General features: G+C 72.5%; 21 protein-coding genes. 10 read left to right on the forward strand and 11 right to left on the reverse strand.

The window, feature by feature from the left end; all coding sequences use genetic code 11:
- Positions 1-42 precede the first annotated feature (42 nt).
- From Pma05_RS28510 to Pma05_RS28525, 4 genes are read right to left on the reverse strand one after another with little or no spacing between them, the layout of a single operon-like run.
- A complete protein-coding gene (locus Pma05_RS28510; protein ID WP_203860584.1) occupies positions 43-1,461 on the reverse strand; it encodes a M1 family metallopeptidase in 1,419 nt (472 codons plus the stop codon).
- 25 nt (positions 1,462-1,486) lie between these two features.
- Complete coding sequence (locus Pma05_RS28515) at positions 1,487-2,605, reverse strand: GuaB3 family IMP dehydrogenase-related protein (RefSeq protein WP_203860585.1); 1,119 nt, start codon at positions 2,603-2,605, stop codon at positions 1,487-1,489.
- 50 nt (positions 2,606-2,655) lie between these two features.
- Positions 2,656-4,218: an IMP dehydrogenase gene (guaB, locus tag Pma05_RS28520; RefSeq protein ID WP_203860586.1), complete on the reverse strand. Its 1,563-nt coding sequence runs from the start codon at positions 4,216-4,218 to the stop codon at positions 2,656-2,658.
- A gap of 53 nt (positions 4,219-4,271) precedes the next feature.
- Entirely contained in the window at positions 4,272-4,424 is a 153-nt protein-coding gene (locus Pma05_RS28525) for a hypothetical protein (protein ID WP_203860587.1), read from the reverse strand.
- A gap of 101 nt (positions 4,425-4,525) precedes the next feature.
- Between Pma05_RS28525 and Pma05_RS28530 the strand changes: the two genes are divergently transcribed.
- Complete coding sequence (locus tag Pma05_RS28530) at positions 4,526-4,945, forward strand: DUF5319 domain-containing protein (protein WP_203860588.1); 420 nt, start codon at positions 4,526-4,528, stop codon at positions 4,943-4,945.
- A gap of 76 nt (positions 4,946-5,021) precedes the next feature.
- Here Pma05_RS28530 and Pma05_RS44360 read toward each other — a convergent pair whose 3' ends face one another.
- Positions 5,022-6,059 carry a helix-turn-helix domain-containing protein gene (locus Pma05_RS44360; RefSeq protein ID WP_239313292.1) on the reverse strand — a complete coding sequence of 346 codons (1,038 nt, stop codon included), beginning with the start codon at positions 6,057-6,059 and terminating at the stop codon, positions 5,022-5,024.
- Positions 6,060-6,312: 253 nt separating this feature from the next.
- Between Pma05_RS44360 and Pma05_RS28545 the strand changes: the two genes are divergently transcribed.
- The gene (locus Pma05_RS28545; protein WP_203860589.1) at positions 6,313-6,705 is read left to right on the forward strand and encodes a WhiB family transcriptional regulator; all 393 of its coding nucleotides are present in this window, start codon (positions 6,313-6,315) and stop codon (positions 6,703-6,705) included.
- Positions 6,706-6,797: 92 nt separating this feature from the next.
- Here the strand turns inward: Pma05_RS28545 and Pma05_RS28550 are convergent, their stop codons facing one another.
- The 4 genes from Pma05_RS28550 to groES all read right to left on the reverse strand — a co-directional run bounded on the left by Pma05_RS28550 (position 6,798) and on the right by groES (position 13,198).
- Positions 6,798-8,339, reverse strand: a complete 1,542-nt coding sequence (locus Pma05_RS28550; RefSeq protein ID WP_203860590.1) for a molybdopterin-dependent oxidoreductase — start codon at positions 8,337-8,339, stop codon at positions 6,798-6,800.
- A 98-nt stretch (positions 8,340-8,437) separates the two neighbouring features.
- Positions 8,438-10,840 (reverse strand): hypothetical protein, encoded by a 2,403-nt coding sequence (locus Pma05_RS28555; RefSeq protein WP_203860591.1) that lies wholly within the window; start codon positions 10,838-10,840, stop codon positions 8,438-8,440.
- A gap of 322 nt (positions 10,841-11,162) precedes the next feature.
- Complete coding sequence (groL, locus tag Pma05_RS28560; RefSeq protein WP_203860592.1) at positions 11,163-12,809, reverse strand: chaperonin GroEL; 1,647 nt, start codon at positions 12,807-12,809, stop codon at positions 11,163-11,165.
- Positions 12,810-12,889: 80 nt separating this feature from the next.
- Positions 12,890-13,198, reverse strand: a complete 309-nt coding sequence (gene groES, locus Pma05_RS28565) for a co-chaperone GroES (protein WP_504960526.1) — start codon at positions 13,196-13,198, stop codon at positions 12,890-12,892.
- 254 nt (positions 13,199-13,452) lie between these two features.
- On the opposite strand from groES, the gene Pma05_RS28570 reads away from it, so the two are divergent.
- The 8 genes from Pma05_RS28570 to Pma05_RS28605 all read left to right on the forward strand — a co-directional run bounded on the left by Pma05_RS28570 (position 13,453) and on the right by Pma05_RS28605 (position 21,338).
- Positions 13,453-14,679: a class I SAM-dependent methyltransferase gene (locus tag Pma05_RS28570; protein ID WP_203860593.1), complete on the forward strand. Its 1,227-nt coding sequence runs from the start codon at positions 13,453-13,455 to the stop codon at positions 14,677-14,679.
- Positions 14,680-14,689: 10 nt separating this feature from the next.
- Positions 14,690-15,169 (forward strand): Cys-tRNA(Pro) deacylase, encoded by a 480-nt coding sequence (ybaK, locus tag Pma05_RS28575; RefSeq protein ID WP_203860594.1) that lies wholly within the window; start codon positions 14,690-14,692, stop codon positions 15,167-15,169.
- Between the two features lie 369 nt (positions 15,170-15,538).
- Complete coding sequence (locus tag Pma05_RS28580; protein ID WP_203860595.1) at positions 15,539-16,630, forward strand: sugar ABC transporter substrate-binding protein; 1,092 nt, start codon at positions 15,539-15,541, stop codon at positions 16,628-16,630.
- A 167-nt stretch (positions 16,631-16,797) separates the two neighbouring features.
- On the forward strand, positions 16,798-17,637 hold the full coding sequence (locus tag Pma05_RS28585; protein WP_203860596.1) for an ATP-binding cassette domain-containing protein: 840 nt from the start codon (positions 16,798-16,800) through the stop codon (positions 17,635-17,637).
- On the forward strand, positions 17,634-18,899 hold the full coding sequence (locus Pma05_RS28590) for a sugar ABC transporter permease (RefSeq protein ID WP_203860597.1): 1,266 nt from the start codon (positions 17,634-17,636) through the stop codon (positions 18,897-18,899). The genes Pma05_RS28585 and Pma05_RS28590 overlap by 4 nt, the downstream gene beginning before the upstream one ends.
- Before the next feature lie 8 nt (positions 18,900-18,907).
- On the forward strand, positions 18,908-20,107 hold the full coding sequence (locus tag Pma05_RS28595; protein ID WP_203860598.1) for an ROK family transcriptional regulator: 1,200 nt from the start codon (positions 18,908-18,910) through the stop codon (positions 20,105-20,107).
- A 21-nt stretch (positions 20,108-20,128) separates the two neighbouring features.
- A complete protein-coding gene (locus tag Pma05_RS28600; protein ID WP_203860599.1) occupies positions 20,129-20,428 on the forward strand; it encodes a DUF1707 SHOCT-like domain-containing protein in 300 nt (99 codons plus the stop codon).
- 166 nt (positions 20,429-20,594) lie between these two features.
- Complete coding sequence (locus Pma05_RS28605) at positions 20,595-21,338, forward strand: copper homeostasis protein CutC (protein WP_203860600.1); 744 nt, start codon at positions 20,595-20,597, stop codon at positions 21,336-21,338.
- Here Pma05_RS28605 and Pma05_RS28610 read toward each other — a convergent pair.
- Together Pma05_RS28610 and Pma05_RS28615 are read right to left on the reverse strand one after the other, a co-directional pair.
- Positions 21,316-22,737 carry an MFS transporter gene (locus Pma05_RS28610; protein WP_203860601.1) on the reverse strand — a complete coding sequence of 474 codons (1,422 nt, stop codon included), beginning with the start codon at positions 22,735-22,737 and terminating at the stop codon, positions 21,316-21,318. The two genes, Pma05_RS28605 and Pma05_RS28610, sit on opposite strands and share 23 nt — an antisense overlap.
- A 26-nt stretch (positions 22,738-22,763) precedes the next feature.
- Positions 22,764-23,375: a winged helix-turn-helix domain-containing protein gene (locus Pma05_RS28615; protein ID WP_203860602.1), complete on the reverse strand. Its 612-nt coding sequence runs from the start codon at positions 23,373-23,375 to the stop codon at positions 22,764-22,766.
- Positions 23,376-23,428: the final 53 nt, after the last annotated feature.

Genomic DNA, 23,428 nt, shown 5'->3' on the forward strand with positions numbered 1-23,428 from the left:
ACGCCCGATCACTGAGACCAAGCGGTGGAAAAAGGAAGCCGCTCAGGGCAGCGGCGGTGCCGTGGTGCCGGAGAGCCAGGCGTCGAAGAGCGGGCGCAGTTGCTTCCCGGAGATTCGTTCGGCGTGCGCGACCAGGTCGTCGGTGGTCGCGTTGCCGTCCCGCCGCTCCGCCGTCCAGCTCGTCAGGATCCGGAAGAACGCCTCGTCGCCGACGGTACGCCGCAGCGCGTGCACGGCCAGCGCACCTCGCTTGTAAACCGCCCGGCTGAAGATCTCCGACCGGCCCGGGTCCAGCGCCGGGTCCGCCCAGTCGGTGGTGGCGTACTCCCGCTCGAACAGGGTCTGCACGCTCGGCCCGCCGTCGTGCTCGGTCCAGAGCCACTCGGCATAGCTGGCGAAGCCCTCGTTGAGCCAGAGGTCGCTCCAGCGCCGGATCGAGACGCTGTCCCCGAACCACTGGTGCGCCAGCTCGTGCACCACCACCTCCAGGTTCGGGCCGGTGGCGAAGAACGCCGGGCCGTACACCGGGCGGGACTGGGTCTCCAGGGCGTACCCGATCCGGCTGTCGGCGACCGCGATCCCGCCGTACGCCTCGAACGGGTACGGGCCGAACCGGGTGGCCAGGAAGTCGGCGATCTCACCGGTACGGGCCAGCGACCGTTCGGCCGGCCCGCCCGCCGGCAGGCTCGCCGAGATCGCGGTGACCAGCGGCTTGCCGGCGTGCGTACCGGTGCTGACCCGGTATTTCCCGATCACCAGCGTGACCAGGTAACTGGCCATCGGGGCCCGCTCCGCCCAGCGCCAGGTGGTCCAGCCGGCGTCCGTACTGCTGCCGCCCGGTGCCCCGTTGCTCAGCGCCACCAGCCCCTCCGGCACGGTCGCCTCGATCTGGTACGTCGCCTTGTCCAGCGGATGGTCGTTGACCGGGAACCAGGTGCTCGCCGACTCCGGCTGGCCGAGCGCGATCGCACCGTCCGAGGTGTGCAGCAGCCCGCCACTGCCCAGCTCGGCGCTGGTGATCTGGGCCGGCTTGCCCGAGTAGCGCACCCGTACGCCGAACCGCTTGCCCTTGCCGAGGCCGGTGGCCGGGGTGACCACCAGCTCGTCGTCGGTCCGGGTGTGCGTGGCGTCGGCGCCGTCGACCTGGACCGCCGAGACGGTCAGCCCGGCCAGGTCCAGGTTGAACCGGGACAGGTCCTGGGTGGCGGTCGCCTCGATGGTGGCGTCACCGGTCAGCTCGTCGGTCGCCGGGTCGTACCTGACCTGGAGGCGGTAGCTGGCCACGTCGTAGCCGCCGTTGCCGTAGGTCGGGAAGTAGGGGTCGCCGATCCCGGCCGCACCGGGCCGGAAGCCCTCGGGCGCCCGGTCGTCCCGACGAGTGCCGGTGCAGCCGCCGGTCGAGAGCGCCACCAGCAGCGCAGCCAGTACGCCGGCCAGCGCCGACCGCCCCGACCTGATCATCAAGCCTCCGGATAACGGTGCGCGGCTACCGGTCGAGGACGAGCCCGACCTTCTGGAACTCCTTCAGGTCCCGGTAGCCGCACTTGGCCATCGCCCGGCGCAGCCCGCCGAACAGGTTGAGTTGCCCCTCCGGGTCGTCCGACGGCCCGTAGAGCAGCTTCTCCATCGAGCCGAGCGGCTCGTCGGCCACCCCGTACGCCCCGCGGGGCAGGTTGGGGTGGCTGGCCGCCGGGTGCCACCAGGCACCGCCGGCCGGCGCCTCGGCGCAGAGCGACAGCGGCTCGCCGAGCATCACCGCGTCGGCGCCGCAGCCGAGCGCCTTGGCGATGTCGCCGGAGGTCTGGAGGTCACCGTCGGCGATCAGGTGCACGTACCGGCCACCGGTCTCGTCGAGGTAGTCCCGCCGGGCCGCCGCCGCGTCGGCGATCGCGGTGGCCATCGGCACCCGGATCCCGAGCACCGAGTCGGTGGTCGACCACTCGTCGCCGCCGAACCCGACGATCACCCCGGCCGCGCCGGTCCGCATCAGGTGCAGCGCGGTCTTGTAGTCGGTGCAGCCACCGGCGACGACCGGCAGGTCGAGGTCGGCGATGAACTCCTTGAGGTTCAGCGGCTCGTCGGTGGTGGAGACGTGCTCGGCCGAGACGATGGTGCCCTGGATGACCAGGATGTCCACCCCGGCGTCCAGGATCACCGGGGCCAGCGCCAGGGTGTGCTGCGGGGAGACCCGGACGGCCACCGTACCGCCGCCCTCGCGCATCTGCCGGACCCGCTCGGCGATCAGGTCGGGGCGGATCGGCTCGGCGTACACCTCCTGGAGCCGGCGGGTGGCCGTGGAGCCCTCCTCCAGCCGGGACAGCTCCTCCAGGACCTTGCCCGGGTCCTCGTAGCGGGTCCACAGGCCCTCGACGTTCAGCACCCCGAGCCCGCCGAGCCGGCCCAGGGCGACCGCCGACTCCGGGCTCATGGTGGCGTCCGACGGGTGCCCGACGCAGGGGATGCCGAACTGGTACGCGTCGAGCTGCCAGGCGGTCGAGACGTCGTCCACGTCCCGGGTACGCCGGCTCGGCACGATCGCGATGTCGTCCAGGTGGTAGCCGCGCTGTGCGGTCTTGCCCAGCCCGATCTCGACCACGTCACGCATGGGTCACTCCAGAGTAGAAAAGGGGGTGGTGGCGGAGGAGGCGGTGACCGTCAGCGGGTGTGGTAGTTCGGCGCCTCGACCGTCATCTGGATGTCGTGCGGGTGGCTCTCCTTCAACCCGGCGGCGGTGATCCGGATGAGCTGCCCCCGGCGGTGCAGCTCGGGGATGGTCTCCGCGCCGACGTAGCCCATGGCCAGGCGCAGTCCGCCGACGAGCTGGTGGGCGACCCGGGCCAGCGGGCCACGGTAGGGCACCTGGCCCTCGACGCCCTCCGGCACCAGCTTCTCCTCGCTGGCCACGTCGTCCTGGAAGTAGCGGTCCTTGGAGTAGGACCGGGCCTGCCCACGCGACTGCATCGCGCCCAGCGACCCCATCCCCCGGTACGCCTTGAACTGCTTGCCGTTGATGAACATCAGCTCGCCAGGGCTCTCCTCGGAGCCGGCCAGCAGGCTGCCGAGCATCACGGTGTCGCCGCCGGCCACCAGCGCCTTGGCGATGTCGCCGGAGTACTGGATGCCGCCGTCGGCGATCACCGGTACCCCGGCCGGGCGGGCGGCCCGGGCCGCCTCCATGATCGCGGTGATCTGCGGTACGCCGACCCCGGCGACGATCCGGGTGGTGCAGATCGCGCCCGGCCCGACCCCGACCTTGACCGCGTCGGCACCCGCCTCGACCAGCGCCCTGGCGCCCGCGTAGGTCGCCACGTTGCCGCCCACCACGTCGACCGCGGTGTCCTTCTTGAGCCGGCCGACCATGTCGAGTACGGCCCGCTGGTGCCCGTGCGCGGTGTCCACGATCAGCACGTCCACCCCGGCGTCGACCAGTGCCCGGGCCCGCTTGTAGGCGTCCTCGCCGACGCCGACCGCGGCGGCGACCCGCAGCCGGCCGGCGTCGTCCTTGGTGGCGAGCGGGTACTGCTCGCTCTTGGCGAAGTCCTTGACGGTGATCAGGCCGCGCAGTCGCCCGTCCGGGTCGACGATCGGCAGCTTCTCGACCTTGTGCCGGCGCAGCAGGTCGAGCGCCTGCTCCTTGGTCACCCCGACCTCGGCGGTGACCAGCGGCATCGGGGTCATGATCTGGCGGACCGGGGTGCCCCCGTCGGTGACGAACCGCATGTCGCGGTTGGTCACGATGCCGACCAGGGTGCCCTGGGCGTCGGTCACCGGGACGCCGGAGATCCGGTAGCGCCCGCAGAGCGCGTCGACGTCCCGCAGGGTGTCGTCCGGCCCGCAGGTGACCGGGTTGGTGACCATGCCGGCCTCGGAGCGCTTCACCAGGTCGACCTGGAGCGCCTGGTCCTCGATCGAGAGGTTGCGGTGCAGCACCCCGATCCCGCCCTGCCGGGCCATCGCGATCGCCATCCGCGCCTCGGTCACCGTGTCCATCGGGCTGGAGACCAGCGGGATGGAGAGGTTGACGTTGCGGCTGAGCCGGGTGATCGTGTTCACCCGGCTCGGGATGATCTCGGACTCGCCGGGTTGCAGCAGCACGTCATCGAAGGTCAACCCGAGCGGCACCACCCGGGCCGAGCCGGCCGGCAGTTCGGGCAGGTGCCCGGCGAGCTGGTCGGCGTCGGTGGCCAGCGGAAGGTCGTTGGTGGGTCGGTTCTCCACGATGTGTCCCCTGCTGCTGTGGTTGACGGTGCGCTGGTTGACAGGTGCGCTGGTTAACGGTGCTCTGGTTGACGGTCGATGACGATCACCGCCGACGCGGCTGCGATCCTCGCCGACATGGGTCCGTCGGGGCTGAGCTGGTCGGCCAGGCTGCCCGGCGGCAGGGCGGTGTCAGGGTTCGCCCCGGGTACGGCGCGATGGTTCATCGTACCCATCCGGCGGGGTGGGCGTCGCGGGCGCGGGTACAGCGGCGGTACAGGCCACAACGGGTGACCACGCCGGGCGGTGTTGGGACTACGGTGGAGGGGTGCACGAGGAGCCGATCGACCCGTTCAACGGTGACCCCGCCGATCCCTCCGCCGGCCTAGACGAACCGGGCGAGGAGACCGAACTCGACCCGCTCAGCGAGGTCGAGCGGCAGGACGTGCTGGAGGACCTCGCCGACCTGGAGATCTACCAGGCGCTACTGGGTCCGGTCGGGGTACGCGGCCTCGTGATCGAGTGCGAGGACTGCCGGGAACCGCACTACTTCGACTGGGACCTGCTCCGGGGCAACCTGCGACACCTGCTCAACTCCGGCCGGCCCCGGGTGCACGAGCCGGCCTACGACCCCGACCCGGACCACTACGTCACCTGGGAATACGCCCGTGGCTACGCCGACGGGGTGCACGACACCCTGACCGAGACCGCCGACGAGAGCGAGGGCGAGGCCGGCACCCCGCGCTGAGCCCGGCCGCGCCGACCACCAGGCCGACGCCGGCAGTCCGTCCGGCCACCGGCCGGTTGGTCAGGCCACCGGTTGGTCAGGCCACCAGACCGGCGCGGAATCCGGCCGCCACGGCGTGTGCCCGGTCCCGGGCCCCGAGCTTGCGGAACAACCGCCGGGCGTGGGTCTTCACGGTGTCCTCGGAGACGAAGAGTTCCCGGCCGATCTCCGCGTTGCTCTTCCCGTCGGCCATCCCGACCAGCACCTGCATCTCGCGCTCGGTCAGCACCGGCCGGCGGGCCGGAGCCGAGCGCCCGGTTCCGGCCGGGCCGTCAGCACCCCGCGACTCCTGGCCCGGAGCGCTCCCGCCGGGCCCGTCCGGGCCGGCCTTCTCCGCCGGTTGCCCCGGGGCGGTACCGGTCGGCGTGGCCGGGTCGGTCGGCGCGTTCGGGTCGTCGCCGCGCTGGGCCGGCACCACCGCCGGCCCGGTCGGCTGTTCTCCGGCCGTCTCACCGGTGCCGGTACGCGACTCCGGGTCGTCGCGCCGACGTACCGTCGACTCGTCCCCCGGCGGGCGAGCCGTGCCCGGCGCGTCGCCGCCCGGGCCGGGGCCGGTCGGCGCCCGCACCGCGCTGCCGCGCCGCTGGCCGGCCGTCGGCTGGCCGCCCGCGTCGCCGGGCTCACCGGTCCGGCCGGCACCAACCGGGCCACCCGCCTGACCTCCGCCGGCCAGCGCGCCGCCGGTCAGCGCGGCACCGCCCCGACCGGACCGGCCGCCGAGCAGCAGGATCGCCTTCGCCACCACGCTCACCAGGTCGTGGTCGCCGCCCTGGATCAGCCCACGCGCGCCGGCCGCGATGGTCGCCGCGGCGACCCCCGGGTCCTCGGCGCCGAGCAGCAGGATCGCCGCTCCGGGCGACCGGGCCAGTACCCGCCGGGTGAAGCCGACGCTGTCCGGGCGGGTGAGCGCGGTGTCCGCGAGCACCACGTCCGCCGGCCGCTCGGCGAGCCGGAGCATGGCCTCGGGGTCGGACACCGCGGTACGGACGGCGGCGGCCAACCCGAGCCGGGCCGCCGCCGCGGCGACGTTCTGGGCCGCGAGCGGGGTCCGGACGCAGACAAGAACGGTGCGCACGGTGCTCTCCTCTCCGCAACGAGGAGACCACGACAGTGAGTGATCATGATGAGTTTCCACGGATGAACCACAAACTTTTTGGACGATTCGCCCCACGGAACGGGTTCACGGCCAGAAGTTCGCGATCAAGTACGTGTGAGCCGTCCCCGCCCGGGGTACCGGAACCCGTGGTCGGATCGGTGCGCCCGCGCGGCCCGCCGCCCGGATCCCGACCCGAGCAGGTCACGCGGTGCCGCGCGGAAGGAGGGTGCTGATGTCGAACGTACGCAGGCTGCCTGGACCGATCGTCGATCTGTGGGAATGGCAGCGGCTTGGCGCCTGCCGGGGCCGGGACACCGCCCAGTTCTTCCACCCGGAGGGTGAGCGGGGCTCGTCCCGCAACCGCCGGGAGGCCAACGCCAAGGCGGTCTGCGGGACCTGCCCGGTCCGGGCCGAATGCGCCGCCCACGCGCTCGCCGTACGCGAGCCGTACGGGGTGTGGGGTGGCTTCAGCGAGTCCGAGCGGCTCCGGCTGCTCGCCGTCGGCTGGGAGGACCTCGCCGACCGTCGGCAGAGCCGCGTGGACGTCACCCGGCTGGAGGCCCGGCTCGGCCGGCCCTTCCGGTCGACGGTGCCGACCCAACGGTCGGCCCAACGGTCGGCCTGACCCGCCGACCCGACCCGGTGGCCTGACCCGGTGACCTGATCCGGCGACCTGACCCCGGCGACCCGATCCGCGCACCCGGACGTCTCCGGCGCTCAGGTGACGGTGACGGTGACCGTGTGCCAGCCAGTGGCGCCGTCGGGCTCGACCGGGCGCGACTGGCCGGTCTGCACCGCCCCGGTGGCGTCGGTCGCGCGTACCCGCAGGGTGTGCTCGCCCGGGGTGGCGAGCCACCGCCACGACCACTGTGTCCAGGTGTCGGTCGAGACCGATCCGGCCAGGGCCGCCGGCTGCCAGTCGCCGTCGTCGACGCGTACCTCCACCTGCCGGATCCCGACGTGCTGCGCCCAGGCCACCCCGGCGACGGTGACCGGGCCGGCCGGCAGGGTCCGGCCCGCCCGTGGGGTGTCGATCCGCGACTGCGTCTTGATCGGCCCCCGCGCCGACCAGCCCCGGGGCACCCAGTACGCGTCGAAGTCGGCGAAACTGGTCAGCTCCAACTCCACCAGCCACTTGCAGGCCGAGACGTAGCCGTACAGGCCGGGCACCACCACCCGGACCGGGAAGCCGTGCGCGATCGGCAGCGGTTCGCCGTTCATCCCGACGGCCAGCATCGCGTCCCGGCCGTCGGTGAGCACCTCGGTCGGGCTGCCGCAGGTCCAGCCGTCGGCGGAGCGCCCCACCACCTGGTCCGCCCCGGGCAGCGGCCCGGCCTCGGCGAGCAGCGGCCCGAGCGGTACGCCGAGCCAGCGGGCGTTGCCGATCAGGTCGCCGCCGACCTCGTTGGAGACGCAGGCCAGGGTGATGTGCCGTTCGATCATCGGCCGGGCGAGCAGGTCGGCATAGCTGAGCGTGACCGGGTTCCGTACCCGGCCGAAGATCCGCAACCGCCACCCCTCCGGGTCGACCCGGGGCACCACCAGGGCGGTGTCGATCCGATAGAAGTCCCGGTTCGGCGTCACGTACGACGACAGCCCCGGCACCCCGAGGTCGGCACCGGCCGGCACCAGCGCGGCCGGGCTGGCCGGGGCGGGCAGCCGGATCGCCTCGCGGGCGGCGGATATGCCGCGCCGGGTCGACGCCCAGCGCCCGCCGAACCCGCTGACCGCCGCCGCGCCGACGGCGAGTCCCACCCCGGTCAGGAACCGGCGCCGCCCCGCCGGATCCACGGCGTCGGGCGATGCGGCCGGCGGGATCGGCGGCATCCGCAGCGGGCCGGCGAGGAGCAGCCAGAGCAGGCCGGCGGCCAGACCGGCCCCGACCAGGGAGGGCAGGGCCGCGGCCGGACCGGCGCCGGGCCGGGTCAGCGCCGCCACCACGCCGAGCGCGGCGAACCCGCCGATCCCGGCGATCCCGAGCCGCAGGGACCGGACGGCGACCACCCCGACCAGCGCGGCGAACCCGCCGAGGAGCACGGCGGTGCCGATCAACAGCGCGATCTTGTCGTAGACGTAGAAGACGTCCGTGGCGAACTGCTTCAGCGGCCCGGGAGCGAGGTCGACGACGGCCCCGCCCACCGCGACCAGCGGCGCGCTGCGCGGGCCGGTCAGCACCGCCACCGCCTCGGCCGCGCCGACCGCCACGGCGGCGGACGCCACTCCCACCAGTGCCCCGAACCTGCCCGATCTCGTCGTCACGGACCCAGTGTTGCCGCCGCGCCGGGTCGGTCGGTAGCCGCGTCAGGAGTTCGTAACCTCTGGCCGGCCGGGGAGGCGGACGACGGCTGGACCGACCGTTATGGCCACCATCGATGTACGTCGTCGACGGCCGCCATGACCTCCAACAGGTTGTCGTCGGTGTCGTGGGCCGTACGGACGAGACGTTGGCAGTCGTCGCGGTTGGCGAGGGCAAGATGCCGCCGCACCACGCTGACCATGCACGGCAGGCTCCGCCGCCCGTACGCGTCCTGCGCCCTGCCCAGCAGGGACAGCACATTGTCGACATCGCCCGGCGGCCAGCTCACCAGCGCCTCGTTCAGCAGTTCCACCGGCAGGTACGTGGCCAGCGCGCGGAGCGCCTCGTCGCGGTCCCATTCGTCGAGAGGTGCGATGGCGGCCACCGCGTCGGCCACCTGCCCCGGCGACAGATACGCCGCCACCCTGCCCCGTTCCTCGTAGCTGTCGAAGCCGTACGGCAGCACCTCGGGTACGACGTCGCGGCGTTGTTCCTCCGGAAGCCGGCCGACCACCTCGACCAGCACCTCCGCCCTGCCCCGCTCGTCGGTCAACGCGCGGGCCTCGGAGACCACCTCGGGCAGCAGTTCCACCGGTAGATGTTCCGCGCACCCCCGCAGGGCACTCGCCCGGGCCGACTCCTCGGTGAGGGACCGGACCGCGGCCAGCACCTCGCCCCGCGACTCCGCCGGCAGCCGTCCGGCCAGTGCGCTCAGCAACGCCGCTCGGTAGCGTTCGCTGTCGACGGTGTGCGCGGCGGCCAGCGCCTCGCCCGCCAGCTCCGGGGGCAGCGACAACGGCAGGTCACTGAGCACGACCGCCCGCGTCATTTCCGAGCCGATGGCGCGGGTGGCGGCCAACGACTCCCGCACCACACCGGGGCGTTCCCCGGCCGGCAGGCACGCGACCACCTTGGCCAGGGCACTCGCCCGGTACGCGGGCTCCGCGATCGTGCGCGCGACGTCGAGTGCCTCCCGTGCGACGTCGGTCCGCCGTTCGGCGGGTAGGCGTTCCGCCGCCCTGCCCAACGCCTCCGCGCGGTCGGCCTCGTCCAGCAGGGTACGGATGGTGGCCAGTACCTCGCCCGCCACCTGCGGCCACTCCTCCTCGGAGAGCGGTCGCTGCTTCTCGGGGAGGCTGTTGTCGAGTTCACGCAGCACGACGACGCGGTCGGAGTCCCTGTCCGCCGGAGCGGCACGCAGGATCGCCAGCGCCTCCCGCACCACATCGGTCGCTCGCTCGGCCGTCAGACCGCCCCTGACGACCTCGCCCAACGCCTGTGCGCGGTGGCAGGGATCGGTGATGGAACGCGCCAAGGCCAACGCCTCCCGCAGCACCTCCTGCCGCTGCGGCTCGGGCAGGCGTACGGCCAGGGCGGTCAGTGCACGCTCCCGGTCCTGCTCGTCGGCTATCTCCCGGGCGACGGCCAGCGCCTCGGCACGCCACTCCGGCGGCAGATGTTCCGCCAGCTCAGCGAGGAGCACCCAACGGGACGTGCCCGAGGTGATCGTGCCGGCGATGGAGAGCGCCTCCCCCCACAGCTCGGCCGGCAGGTGGGGGACCACCCTCTTCAACGCCTGTTCCCGGTAGTTCTCACCGTCGATGGCCCGTACGGCGGCGAGCACCTCGGCCAGGTACGGCGCAGGCAGGCCGTCGGCGATCTTCTCCAGCACCCCGGGACATTCCGAGTCCTTTTTGAGCCTGCGGACGGCTGCGAGCAGTTCGGGCACCGCCTCGCGGCGTTCCTCGGGCGCCAGCCGTACGGCCAGCGCGGCCAGCACGGCTGCCCGGCGGTACGTGAAGGTGAGGGTGTGCGCCGCGGCCAGGGCCTCCCGCCACAGCTCCACCGGCAGTACGCCGACCAGCTCGGTCAGCAACAGCCCACGGATCCGCTCCTCCGGGACGGCGGGTACGGCGGCCAGTACCTCACGCAGGGCAGCGGGCCGGGTCTCGTCCGACAGCCGAACGGCGAGCGCGCCCAGCGCCTGGATTCGGCCGGAGTCCCCGTCCGAGCCCCTGTCGCGCAGACTGGCCGCCATCAGGGCGTACCGGATCTCGGTGGCGAACGCGGGCTCGGGTCGCTCCGCGGCCAGCGCGGCATCGGTGAGGCTTTCCGCATGACGACGGGCCCGGTCGAGGTCGGCCAGGAACAGCTCGGTGGTTCCGGCGGCCTCGTGGGCCCGGTACCACACGTTCCCCACCTCGCCGGTGGGCCCGGTGTGGCTGCGGGTCAGCAGGGTGTGCAGATCGTCGTGGCGGCCGGCGAGCGTCAGGTGACGGGCGAGCTGGCGCAGCGGGTACCCGTCGTCCACCCCGGCTGCGCTGGGGTCACCGCCGAGCACAGGAAGGTCTCGGGCCAGGCCACCGAAGGCGTCCAGGTAGTGCTCCGCGATCCGGGAGTGCTCGGCGCTCTCGACGTCCTCCGCGCCGATCTCCTCCGGACCACGGCCCGCCGTTTCCGCCACCACGAACTCCGTTCCCCCCACAGTGGACCGTTGCCGAGATCCGATCGTCGCTCGGTTCGACCCAGTCTGCCCCCTTCCGAGGTCGACTGCTCCGTCGGCAGGTGCGGGATGTGTCGCGGCAGGACGGCCGGGCGGGAGGTTCGCGGGCGTTTCCCGGGCAAACCAAGAGATCCGCGTGATCGGGGAGCCCCGGACGCGGCGCCGAAGCGTCGCGCCGGAGGCGGTCCTCGATCACGCGGATCTTCGGGACCCACGCGGTCGGCCAGCGGCCAGGCCGGGTCGGCTCAGCACCGAGCCCGGCCGGCTACCGGAGTCGGGCGGGTCAGAAGCCCGGACCGTGCTGGTGGCCGTGCCCGTGACCGTGGCCGTGCCCACCGGCGGCGGCCGGCTCGGCCTTCTCCGGCTTCTCCACCACCAGGCTCTCGGTGGTCAGCAGCAGCCCGGCGATCGACGCCGCGTTGGTGACCGCGTTGCGGGTCACCTTCACCGGGTCGATGATGCCGGCCTTGGCCAGGTCCTTGTATTCGCCGGTGGCGGCGTCGAGGCCGTGGCCCCAGCCCTGCTCGGCGACCTTCTGCACGACCACGTAGCCGTCGTGCCCGGCGTTCTGGGCGATCCACCGCAGCGGCTCGACCAGCGCCTTGCGGACGATCGAGACGCCCACCTTCTCGTCACCGGTCAGGCCCAGGTCGCCGTCGAGCGCCGAGATGATCTGCACCAGTGCGGCGCCGCCACCCGGTACGGTGCCCTCCTCGACCGCGGCCTTGGTCGCGGCGATGGCGTCCTCGATGCGGTGCTTGCGCTCCTTCATCTCGACCTCGGTCGCCGCACCGGCCTTGATCACCGCGATGCCGCCGGAGAGCTTGGCCAGCCGCTCCTGGAGCTTCTCGCGGTCCCAGTCGGAGTCGGACGCCTCGATCTCCTTGCGGATCTGGGTGATCCGCTCGGAGACGTCGTTGTCCCGGCCCCGGCCGTCGATCACGGTGGTGTTGTCCTTGTCGACCACCACGCGGCGGGCGGTGCCGAGCACCTCGACGCCGACCGAGTCGAGCTTGTAGCCCAGCTCGGGGGCGACCACCTCGCCGCCGGTCAGGATCGCCATGTCCTGGAGCATCGCCTTGCGCCGGTCACCGAAGCCGGGCGCCTTCACCGCGCAGACCTTGACGGTCTTGCGGATCGCGTTGACCACCAGGGTGGAGAGCGCCTGCCCCTCCACGTCCTCGGCGATGATCAGCAGCGGCTTCGCCGTCTGGAGGACCTTCTCCAGCAGCGGCAGCAGCTCTTCGATCGAGGAGATCTTCTGGGTGGTGATCAGGATGTACGGCTCGTCGAGCACCGCCTCCTGCGCCTCGGTGTCGGTGACGAAGTTCGGCGAGATGAAGCCCTTGTCGAACTGGAGGCCCTCGGTGACCTCCAGTTCGGTGGCCAGGGTCGAGCCCTCCTCGACGGTGATCACACCGTCCCGGCCGACCCGCTCCATCGCCTCGGCGATCAGGTCGCCGATGGTGGCGTCCTGGGCCGAGATCGTCGCCACGTTCGCGACCGACTCCCGGCTGCCCACCTCGACGGCCTTCTCCAGCAGCGCCGAGGAGATCTTCTCGGCGGCCAGGTCGACGCCGCGCTTCAGCCCGGCCGGACCGGCACCGGCCGTGACGTTGCGCAGCCCCTCCCGGACCATGGCCTGGGCCAGTACGGTGGCGGTGGTGGTCCCGTCGCCGGCGACGTCGTTGGTCTTGGTCGCCACCTCCTTGACCAGCTGCGCGCCGAGGTTCTCGTACGGGTTGGTGAGTTCGATCTCCTTGGCGATGGTCACGCCGTCGTTGGTGATCGTCGGAGCACCGAACTTCTTGTCCAGGACGACGTTGCGCCCACGCGGGCCGAGAGTGACCTTGACCGTGTCCGCGAGCGTGTTGACACCGTGCTCCAGCAGGTGCCGGGCGTCATCCGAGAAGCTCAGAATCTTCGCCATTGTGTTAACAGGGTCCCTTCACGCAGCGCTGCCCCGGCCCGGCAGGGCCGGTCCGGGGCAGCGTCACTGGATCGGTCAGATCACTTCTCGATGACGGCGAGGACGTCGCGGGCGGAGAGCACCAGGTACTCCTCGCCGGCGTACTTGACCTCGGTGCCGCCGTACTTCGAGTAGAGGACCGTGTCGCCGACCTTCACGTCAACCGGGATCCGGTTGCCGTCGTCGTCGAAACGGCCGGGGCCGACAGCGAGGACGGTGCCCTCCTGCGGCTTCTCCTTGGCGGTGTCGGGAATCACGATGCCCGACGCCGTGGTCGTCTCAGCCTCGTTCGCCTGGACCAGGATCCGGTCCTCGAGCGGCTTGATCGCAACCTTGGTCGCGGTAGTCACGGGCATACCCTCCTGGGGTACTGGTTTCTGTGCCGGCCGGCGAACCGACCAGCGTCAATCTGCCACATGCCACCGGGCGGGGCCGTCGTCGCGGGTGCCGGTCCGCCTGGCGTTCAGCTCCCGGACGCGAGCCCGAAAGCTGGCACCCTCGGTTTGAGAGTGCTAACCGCAGGTTATGCCGGTGGCTAGCACTCCGTCAAGGAGAGTGCCAACCCGACACGCCCGCCGGAGGCCCTGGCCGGCACAATGCACCGGTGGATCTGGAGCAGCTCGCCGCGCTGCGTACCCCGGACGGGGAAACCGCGCTGGCCACGGCCGCCGGGCTGGCCGGCGGCGATCCGCTGACCGCGGCGGCGGCGCTGCGCTCGGCCGGGGTGCCCGCCGGGCTGGCCGCCGCCGCGCTGACCCAGGCCGAGCTGCGGCGCCGGGCGACGGCCAAGTTCGGCCCGGAGGCGGCCCGGATGTTCTTCACCCGGGCCGGGCTGGAGCAGGCCACCCGGGCCGCCGTCGCGGCGCGCCGGGCCGCCCGGTTGCGCGCCGCCGGGGTACGCACCCTGGTCGACCTCGGCTGCGGCCTCGGCGCGGACGCGCTCGCCGCCGCCCGGTCCGGCATCCGGGTGTACGGCGTGGAGGCCGACCCGGTCACCGCGACGATGGCCGCCGCGAACGCCGGGGCGGCCGGGGTGGCCGACCGGTTCACGGTGAGTCTCGGCGACGCGACCCGGTTCGACCTCACCGCCGTCGACGGCGCCCCGGTCGACGCGGTGTTCTGCGATCCAGCCCGGCGGCGGGCCGGCACCGGCCGGCGGATCTTCGACCCGGCCGCCTACTCCCCGCCCTGGGACTTCCTGCTCGGCCTGGCCGACCGGGTCCCCCGGACGGTCTTCAAGGTCGCGCCCGGGATCGACCACGCGCTGCTGCCGGCAGGTGCCGAGGGCGAGTGGGTCAGCGTCGACGGCGACCTGGTCGAGGCGACCGTCTGGTCCGGCCCGCTCGCCGCCGCGCCCCGCCGGGCCACCCTGCTGGCCGGGTCGGCGGTGCACGAACTGACCGGCGACGGGACCCGGCGGGCCCCGGTCGGCCCGGTCCGGCGCTACCTCTACGACCCGGACCCGGCGGTGGTCCGCGCGCACCTGGTCGCCGAGTTCGCCGGTACGGTCGACGGCTCGCTCGCCGACCCCGAGATCGCGTACGTCTACGCCGACACCCCCGCCCCGACCCCGTACGCCCGGTGCCTGGAGGTGGTCGAGTCGCTGCCGTTCTCGCTGAAGCGGCTGCGGGCCCGGCTGCGGGACCTCGACGTCGGGCGGGCGGAGATCCTGAAGCGCGGTTCCGCGCTGGAGCCGGAGCGGCTCCGCCGCGACCTGCGACTGGCCGGGTCCGAGCCGATCAGTCTGGTGCTGACCCGGATCGCCAACGCCCCCACGGTGCTGCTCTGCCGTCCGGTGCCGGCCCCGGAGCGGGCCGCGTCGGCCGGGTAGGGTGCGGATCGTGGCGGGCAGGGGCACACCGGCGACCGCGCTGCTGACCCGGCAGCGGATCCCGCACACCCTGCACCCGTACGACGTCGCGCCGGAGACCCCGAACTACGGCGCCGAGGTGGCGGCGGCACTCGGCGTACCGCCGGAGCGGGTCTTCAAGTCGCTGGTCGCCAGCGTCGACGGGGTGCTGACCGTGGCGGTCGTACCGGTCACCGGTGAACTCGACCTGAAGACGCTGGCGACGGCGGTGGGCGGCAAGCGGGCGACCCTGGCCGACCGGACGCTGGCCGAGCGGACCACCGGCTACGTCCGGGGCGGGATCAGCCCGTTGGGTCAGCGCAAGGCGCTGCGTACCGTGGTCGACGCCTCGGCCGAGCGCTTCCCCACCATCTACGTCTCGGCGGGCCGCCGGGGGCTGGAACTCGAACTCGCCCCGGCCGACTTGATCCGGCTCACCTCCGCCACCACCGCGCCGGTCGCCGCGCCCTGACCCCGGCCTCCCCGTGCCCGGCGCCTTCCGGGACGACCGGCTTCGGGCGGGACCACGAACCATCATGTCCGGCGTATCACCGCTGGTCGATGCCGGGATGTCCGTCACGTTGCCGAATTGTTATTCCAAACAACAAACTCGTGACCTCGGCGACCTTGCCCCGGCGAGCCCCCGCGCAATACGTTGCCGGACACAACAAAAGTGAGGCGGGCGGTCGCCACAGCCCACCGACCCTCCGCCGGACCGCGACCGGCGGAGCAGCTCCGAGGCAGCCCAACGGGGGGAGGCCACCGGACAGCACGGCGACCCGCTCGGGTGTACCACCGCTCCGACCCGAGACACCACACCCACCCCGAAAGGACCCGTGCAATGCGCAGAGGGATCCTCACCATCGCTGCCGTGGGCCTGCTGACCACGGGCGGGCTCGCCGCCTGCGGCGACGATTCCGGCGACGGCGGCGGTAGCACCGCCGAGCCGAAGATCGGCGTCATCCTGCCGGACAGCGCCTCCTCGGACCGCTGGGAGACCGCCGACCGCAAGTACCTGGAAGCGGCGTTCAACGCCGCCGGCATCAAGCACAACATCCAGAACGCCCAGGGCGACAAGGCGCAGTTCCAGACCCTCGCCGACCAGATGATGACCGACGGCGTCAACGTGCTGATGATCGTGAACCTGGACTCCGGCACCGGCAAGGCGGTCCTGGACAAGGCGAAGACCCAGGGCGTACTCACCATCGACTACGACCGGCTGACGCTGGGCGGCTCGGCGGAGTACTACGTCAGCTTCGACAACGAGGCGGTCGGCAAGCTCCAGGGCGAGGGCCTGGTCAAGTGCCTGACCGACAAGGGCGCCCAGAAGCCGGTGGTCGCCGAACTGAACGGCTCGGAGACCGACAACAACGCGACGCTCTTCAAGAACGGCTACGACGGGATACTCAAGGCCAAGTACGACTCCGGCGAGTACGTCAAGGGCCCGGACCAGTGGGTGCCCGGCTGGGACAACGCCCAGGCCGGCACGCTCTTCGAGCAGATGATGACCCAGCAGAACAGCAAGATCGACGGCGTACTGGCCGCCAACGACGGGCTGGGCAACGCGGTCATCTCGGTACTGAAGAAGAACAAGCTCAACGGCAAGGTCCCGGTGACCGGCCAGGACGCCACCCTCCAGGGTCTACAGAACATCCTCGCCGGTGACCAGTGCATGACCGTCTACAAGGCGATCAAGCAGGAGGCCGACGCGGCTGCCGAACTGGCGATCGCGCTGGCCAAGGGCGAGAAGAAGACCGCACCCACCACGGTGAAGGACCCGGAGGGCAACCGCGACGTACCGGCGGTGCTGCTGGAGCCGAAGGCCATCTACAAGGAGAACGTGAAGGACGTCGTCGCCGACGGCTTCATCGCCAAGGAGGCGCTCTGCGCCGGTACCTTCGCCGCCGCCTGCACGGAGGCCGGCGTGAGCTGACCCGCACGACGGCGTCGGGCTCGACCGCCCCCGCCGAGACGCCGCCCGGTACGGAACCATCCGTACCGGGCGGCGTCCTCGCCGCAGAGAGAACTGGACCGGACCCGTGACCGGAAGCCCCGCGATCGGCACCCGCGATCGGACACCCGCGTAAAGGAGAGCCACCCGTGTCCGCGACACCCCTGCTGGAACTGCGTGGGATCGACAAGAGTTTCGGTCCCGTCCAGGTCCTCCGCGACGTCGACTTCTCGGTCAATCCCGGCGAGGTGACCGCGCTGGTCGGCGACAACGGCGCCGGCAAGTCCACCCTGGTGAAGTGCGTCGCCGGCATCTACTCGGCCGACGGCGGCGAGGTCCTCTTCGACGGCCGCCCGGTGCACATCCACAACCCCCGGGACGCCGCCGCCCTCGGCATCGAGGTCGTCTACCAGGACCTCGCGCTCTGCGACAACCTCGACATCGTGCAGAACATGTTCCTCGGCCGGGAGAAACGCAGCGGCCTCGTGCTGGACGAGCCGACCATGGAGCAGATGGCCGCCGAGACCCTGGCCGGGCTCTCCGTCCGGACCGTGAAGTCGCTGCGACAGCACGTCTCCAGCCTCTCCGGCGGGCAGCGCCAGACCGTGGCGATCGCCAAGGCCGTGCTCTGGAACAGCCGGATCGTCATCCTCGACGAGCCGACCGCCGCGCTGGGCGTGGCGCAGACCGCCCAGGTGCTCGAACTCGTCCGCCGGCTGGCCGACAACGGGCTCGCCGTCGTACTCATCTCACACAACATGAACGACGTCTTCGCCGTCTCCGACCAGATCGCCATGCTCTACCTCGGTCAGATGGTGGCACAGTTGCGGACCAGCGACGTCACGCACGCCCAGGTGGTCGAGCTGATCACCGCCGGACGCAGCGGCGGCCTCGGGCTGACCGGCGAGACCGGCAACGGGAACGGCAACGGCAACGGCAAGCAGGACAGCCCACCCACCGAGACGACGAGCGCAGGAGCCGACAGATGAGCGCCGCCCCTCCCACCATCGTGGTGCCGCCGGTCGAGGTGCCGGCCGCGTCGGTGCCCACGGTCGGCAGCCACGTCCGGGACTACCTGGCCCGGGTACGCGGCGGAGACATCGGGGCGTTGCCGGCCGTACTCGGCCTGATCGTGCTCTGCGTCGTCTTCACCGCGCTGCGCCCGAACTTCATGACCGAGGGGAACTTCGCCAACCTGTTCACCCAGGGTGCGGCGGTGACGCTGATCGCGATGGGGCTGGTCTTCGTCCTGCTGCTCGGCGAGATCGACCTCTCCGCCGGTTTCGCCAGCGGGGTCTGCGCGGCGGTACTCGCCCAACTCGTCACCCTCCAGGGCTTTCCCTGGTACGTCGCGGTCGCCGCCGCACTCGTCACCGGGGTGGTGATCGGGCTGGTGATCGGCTTCCTGGTGGCCAAGATCGGCATTCCGTCCTTCGTGGTCACCCTCGCCGCGTTCCTGGCCTTCCAGGGCATCGTGCTGCTGCTGATCAAGGGTGGCACCAACGTCTCGGTCCGGGACGAGGTGCTGGTGGCGATCGCCAACCGGAACATGCCGCCGTGGCTCGGCTGGGCGCTGACCCTGCTCGGCGTCGCCGGCTACGCCGTCGTGCAACTGCTGCGGCACCGCAACCGTGGCGCGCTCGGGCTGGTCACCGAGCCGCTCGCCGTGGTGCTGATCCGGATCGGCGTACTGGGGGTGCTCGCCGGTACCGCGGTGTACCTGCTGAACCTGGAGCGCAGCCGCAACGTGCTCGTCTCGCTCAAGGGCGTACCGATCGTGGTGCCGATCATCGCCGTCCTGCTGGTCGTGCTGACCTTCGTACTGCAACGCACCGCGTACGGCCGGCACGTCTACGCGGTCGGCGGCAACCGGGAGGCGGCGCGGCGGGCCGGCATCAACGTGGACCGGATCCGGATCTCGGTCTTCGTGATCTGCTCCTTCATGGCGGCGATCGGCGGCATCGTGGCGGCCAGCCGGGCCACCTCGGTCGACGCCAACACCGGGGGCAGTAAGGTCCTGCTCTACGCGGTCGGCGCGGCGGTGATCGGCGGCACCAGCCTCTTCGGTGGCAAGGGCCGGATCGTCGACGCGGTGCTCGGCGGCGCGGTGATCGCGGTCATCGACAACGGGATGGGGCTGCTCGGTCGCAGTTCCGGCTTCACCTTCGTGGTGACCGGCCTGGTGCTGCTGCTCGCGGCCAGCGTCGACGCACTCTCCCGACGTCGGGCCGCAGCGACCGGTAACCGATAAGGGGCACGATGCGCGCGGGGCCGAGCCAGGAGGAGATTCGCCGGCAGAATCTCGGCGCGCTGCTGCGGTACGTCCACATCCACGGCGCCACCTCCCGGGCCGAGCTGACCACCTCGCTCGGGCTGAACCGGAGCACCATCGGCGCGCTCACCGCCGACCTGGCCGCCGCCGGCCTGGTCAGCGAACGGGCACCCCGGGAGACCGGGCGGGCCGGACGGCCGTCACTGGTCGTCCGGCCCGAGTCGGGGCGGGTCTTCGCGTACGCGTACAGCATCGAGGTGGACCGGTTGCGGGCCGCCCGGATCGGGCTGGGCGGGGTGGTACTGGACCGCCGGCAGTCCGACCGGCCGCCGGGGCTGCCGGCGGTGGACTGCCTGCCGCTGCTGGCCGGCTTCGTGAAGGAGATGCACCAGGCGGTACCGGCCGGCTCGGTCTACGTCGGCAGCGGAGTGGCGGTCTGCGGCCGGTTGCGCCGCCCGGACGGCGCGGTGCACGTCCGGCCGGACAGCGCCGGCTGGGCCCGCGGCGGCGAGCTGGACAAGCCACTGGCCGAGGCGCTCGGTGAACTGCTGCCGCAGGAGCGCCCGGTACTGGTCAGCAACGCCGCCGACGCGAGCGCGGTGGCCGAGCACGCCCGGGGCGCGGCCAGTGGCTACGACGACGTCATCTACCTGCACCGGGACGTCGGCATCGACGCCGGGATCATCGTCGGCGGCCGGCGGCTGACCGGGCAGGGCGGGTACGCCGGCGAGGTCGGGCACATGGTGGTGAACCCCGGCGGGAACCCGTGCGGCTGCGGCTCGTACGGCTGCTGGGAGACCGAGATCGGCGAGTACGCCCTGCTCCAGGCGGCCGGCCGGGGCGACGCCGTGGGCCGGGAGGCCGCCCTGCGGGTGGTCGACGCGGCCTCCCGGGGCGACGCGAACGCCCAGGCCGCGATTCGCCAGGTCGGCGACTGGCTCGGGTTCGGGGTGGCGAACCTGGTCAACATCTTCAACCCCGGTGTGGTCATCTTCGGCGGTACCCTCCGGGACGTCTACCTCGCGGCGGCGGCCCGGGTACGCAGCCGGCTCAACTCGCTGGCCCTGCCCACGCCGCGCGAGCAGGTGCGGCTGCGTACCCCGCAACTCGGCGAGGACGCGGCGCTGGTCGGTGCCGCCGAGCTGGCCTTCGAGCACCTGCTCGCCGACCCGCTGGACGCGGGCTGACCGGGGCGTACGCTGTCCGACGTGGACGGGCGACTGCGGGCCTCCGACTCCGATCGGCAACGGGTGGTCGCCGACCTGCAACGGCACACCGAGCAGGGCCGGTTGAGCCTGGACGAGTTCTCCGAGCGGGTCGGTGCGGTCTACACCGCGCGTACCCTCGGCGAGTTGGCCACCGTCACCCGGGACCTGCCGGCAGCGCCGGCCACCCCCGGCCCGGCCGAGGGCGGCAGCACCGGTGGCCGGCGGGAACTGCTGATCGTCTTCGCCGTCGCCGTCGTCACCCTGCTCCTGCTGGGGGCCTTCATGGCGGTCACCCGCTGAGCGCTTTGCCCGGTTACGGCCACGGCGTCGCCGGTGCACCCCCCGGGCGGGGCGCCGAAGGCGTTCTTTCCCACATGCGGTTGCCGTGATCGATGGTGCACCCTTGGATAGCCCCGATTGGTTCGGGTTTGTGGACAACTTGGTGCGGTCATTGGAGAAAGCTGGCATGAGCACGTTCGAGATCTGCGTCGACAGCGTCGAGGGGACGCTGGCGGCGGAGCGGGCCGGCGCCGACCGGGTGGAACTCTGCGCGGGGTTGTTCGAGGGCGGGCTGACCCCGAGCATCGGCACCATCGAGCTGGCCCTGCACAACGCGGAGCGGATCCGGGTGCACGTGCTGGTACGCCCCCGGGGCGGGGACTTCGTCTACTCCCCGTACGAGGTCGACGCGATGGTCCGCGACGTGCAGGCCGCGGTGACGGTGGGCGCGCACGGCGTCGTGATCGGTGCGCTGACCCCGGAGGGCGACGTCGACATGCCGACCATGCGGCGGCTGCTCGTGGCGGCCGACGGTGCGACCGTCACCTTCCACCGGGCCTTCGACATGGTCCGGGACCCGTTCGAGGCGCTGGAGCACCTGATCGAGCTGGGCATCCCCCGGGTGCTCACCTCCGGTCAGGAGGAGAACGCGCTGGCCGGCGCACCACTCATCGCCGACCTGGTCGGCAAGGCCGCCGGCCGGATCGCGGTGATGGCCGGCGGCGGGATCAACGAGCGGAACATCGCCCGGATCGTCGCCGCCACCGGGGCCGACGAATACCACTTCACCGCGCGGGTCAGCTCGGACGGGCCGGCGATCCACCGCAATCCGCTGCCCCGGATGGGTGGCGTGCTGAGCCGCTCGGAATACCAGCGCTCGGAGACCTCGCCGGAGCGGATCGGCCAGATCATCGGCGCGGTGCGTCCGTAAGCTCCGACCCAGCCGGCGCCGCCACCGGCCCGCCCGGCGTCTGGGCCGGCGTCTCGCCCGGCGCCTCGACTGGCGTCTCGACCGGCGTCTGGGCCGCCGTCTCCGCCGGTCCGGCCAGCGTCTCGGCCGGTCCGGCCGGCGGTGTGGGTGGCTCTGCCGGTGTTGGTGGCCGGTCGAGTTCGCGCCAGACCGGCATCACGAAGGGCATCAGCGTCACCAGCAGGTACGCGGCCCCGAACGCCAGGCAGGCGACCGGCAGCCGCAACTCCTGCACCGCGAGCCCGCCGAGCAGCCCACCGAGCGGGATGCCGGCCCAGGACGCCGCGTGCACCAGCCCGAGCACCCGGGCCCGGAGCTGCTCCGGAATCCGCTCGAAGCTGACCGCCCCGAGGATCGGGTTGATCGCCGCGACGGAGACCCCGGCGACGAACGAGACCAGATAGATCACCCAGAGCCGGTCCAGCACGGCGAGCGCGACGAACCGGGGCGCCCCGGCGAGCAGGAAGCCGACCGCGAAGACGGCGAACCGCGGCACCCGGTGCGCCACGACGGTGAAGACGACGTTGCCCAGCACCGCCCCCAGCGCGAAGCTCGCGGTGAGCAGGCCGAGCGCCGTCGACGACCGGACCACCTCGGTGGCCCAGACCGGAGCGAGAATCGCGGTGTACGCCGCGTCCGCCAGGTTGGTGACCAGCAGCAACAGCACGATGCCCTGTACGAGTCGGGCGTGGCGCAGATAGCGCAGACCCGCCCGGAGCGCGACCAGATAGGGCTCCCGGCCCGGCGCGGCACCGTCCCCGCCCGGCGCTGGCTCTACTGTAGAGAGACGTCTCGGCACGGCGAGGGCCACCAGGAGCGCGCCGACCACGAACGTTCCCGCGTCGAGGAGCAGCACCAGCGGGGCGTCGAGCACGGCGATCAGCAGCCCGGCCAGCGGCGCGCCGAGCAGGGTGGCGAGCCGGCTGAGCCCGTCGTGCAGGCTGGTCGCCCGGGTCATCGGGGTGCCCGCCGCCGCCACGGTCTCCGGGAAGACCACCCGCTTGGCGGTGTCGCCGAATCCGCGCAGCAGCCCGGCCACCGCGACCAGGCCGATGAGCGTACCGAACGAGAGCAGGTCGGCCAGGTGCAGCAGCGGTACGGTGGCCACCGCCGCCGCGCTGCCCAGGTCGGCGGCGATGCTGGTCCGGCGGGCGCCGATCCGGTCGATCAGCGGCCCGCCGAGGGCGCAGGCCAGCACGTACGGCAGCATCTCGGCGAACGCGACGACGCCGGTCCGGGCCGCGCTGCCGGTCACCACGAGAGCGAACCAGGGCAGCGCCACCATGCTCATCCGGCTGCCGACCAGGGAGACTCCCTCGGCCGCCAGCAGCCCGACCAGGGGTCGGCGGTTACCGGCCACCGGTCCACCTCCTCCGCCGGCCGCCATCAGTCCGCCTCCTCCGCCGGCCGATCGCCGTCCGCTGGTCGGTCGCCGCGGCGCCGGACGAAGGGCATCAACTGGGCCTGCACCACGAACGGCTCGGCGCCGTCCGGTGCCGCCACCCCGGGCTCGTCACGGCGGTACCGTCCGATCAGCTCGGTCAGCGCGTCGGAGAACTCCCGCGCCTCGGCCGGGGTCAACCGGAGCTGCCAGTTGCTCAGGGTGGATGCCTGCCCCCACTCCTCCGGCAGGCCGGGCATCTCGTTCAGCCACCGGTCGACCCGCTCGGCGTAGAGCGCGGCGACCGAGCGCAGGTACGTCTCGACGTCCGGCAGCGCGTCCCGACCCACCTCGCCGTCGAGCCGGGTGTTCCGGTGCGCGGCCCGCCACCACCGCTCCCGGCCGGCACCCCGGGCAGAGTCCTCGACCACAAAGCCGTACTGGGCGAGTTGCCGCAGGTGGTAGCTGGTGGCGCCGGTGGACTGGCCGAGCCGCTCGGCGAGCAGGGTGGCGGTGGCAGGACCGTGCTCCCGCAGCGTGTTGAGTATCCGGACCCGCAGCGGGTGAGCGAGTCCACGCAGCGAGGTCGGGTTCAGCCGAACTTCATCCCCAGACATGTTTGCAACGCTATCCTTGCAAAGACTTCTTTGCAAGCTGGGCCGGAGACTCC

Source organism: Plantactinospora mayteni (assembly GCF_016862935.1).
Classification (GTDB): domain Bacteria; phylum Actinomycetota; class Actinomycetes; order Mycobacteriales; family Micromonosporaceae; genus Plantactinospora; species Plantactinospora mayteni.

Coding starts and splice junctions, on each gene's coding strand:
- Pma05_RS28510 (WP_203860584.1), bottom strand. CDS start 1,461: ATGATCAGGTCGGGGCGGTCGGCGCTGGCCGGCGTACTGGCTGCGCTG.
- Pma05_RS28515 (WP_203860585.1), bottom strand. CDS start 2,605: ATGCGTGACGTGGTCGAGATCGGGCTGGGCAAGACCGCACAGCGCGGC.
- Pma05_RS28525 (WP_203860587.1), bottom strand. CDS start 4,424: ATGAACCATCGCGCCGTACCCGGGGCGAACCCTGACACCGCCCTGCCG.
- Pma05_RS28545 (WP_203860589.1), top strand. CDS start 6,313: ATGTCGAACGTACGCAGGCTGCCTGGACCGATCGTCGATCTGTGGGAA.
- groL (WP_203860592.1), bottom strand. CDS start 12,809: ATGGCGAAGATTCTGAGCTTCTCGGATGACGCCCGGCACCTGCTGGAG.
- Pma05_RS28580 (WP_203860595.1), top strand. CDS start 15,539: ATGCGCAGAGGGATCCTCACCATCGCTGCCGTGGGCCTGCTGACCACG.
- Pma05_RS28590 (WP_203860597.1), top strand. CDS start 17,634: ATGAGCGCCGCCCCTCCCACCATCGTGGTGCCGCCGGTCGAGGTGCCG.
- Pma05_RS28595 (WP_203860598.1), top strand. CDS start 18,908: ATGCGCGCGGGGCCGAGCCAGGAGGAGATTCGCCGGCAGAATCTCGGC.
- Pma05_RS28605 (WP_203860600.1), top strand. CDS start 20,595: ATGAGCACGTTCGAGATCTGCGTCGACAGCGTCGAGGGGACGCTGGCG.
- Pma05_RS28615 (WP_203860602.1), bottom strand. CDS start 23,375: ATGTCTGGGGATGAAGTTCGGCTGAACCCGACCTCGCTGCGTGGACTC.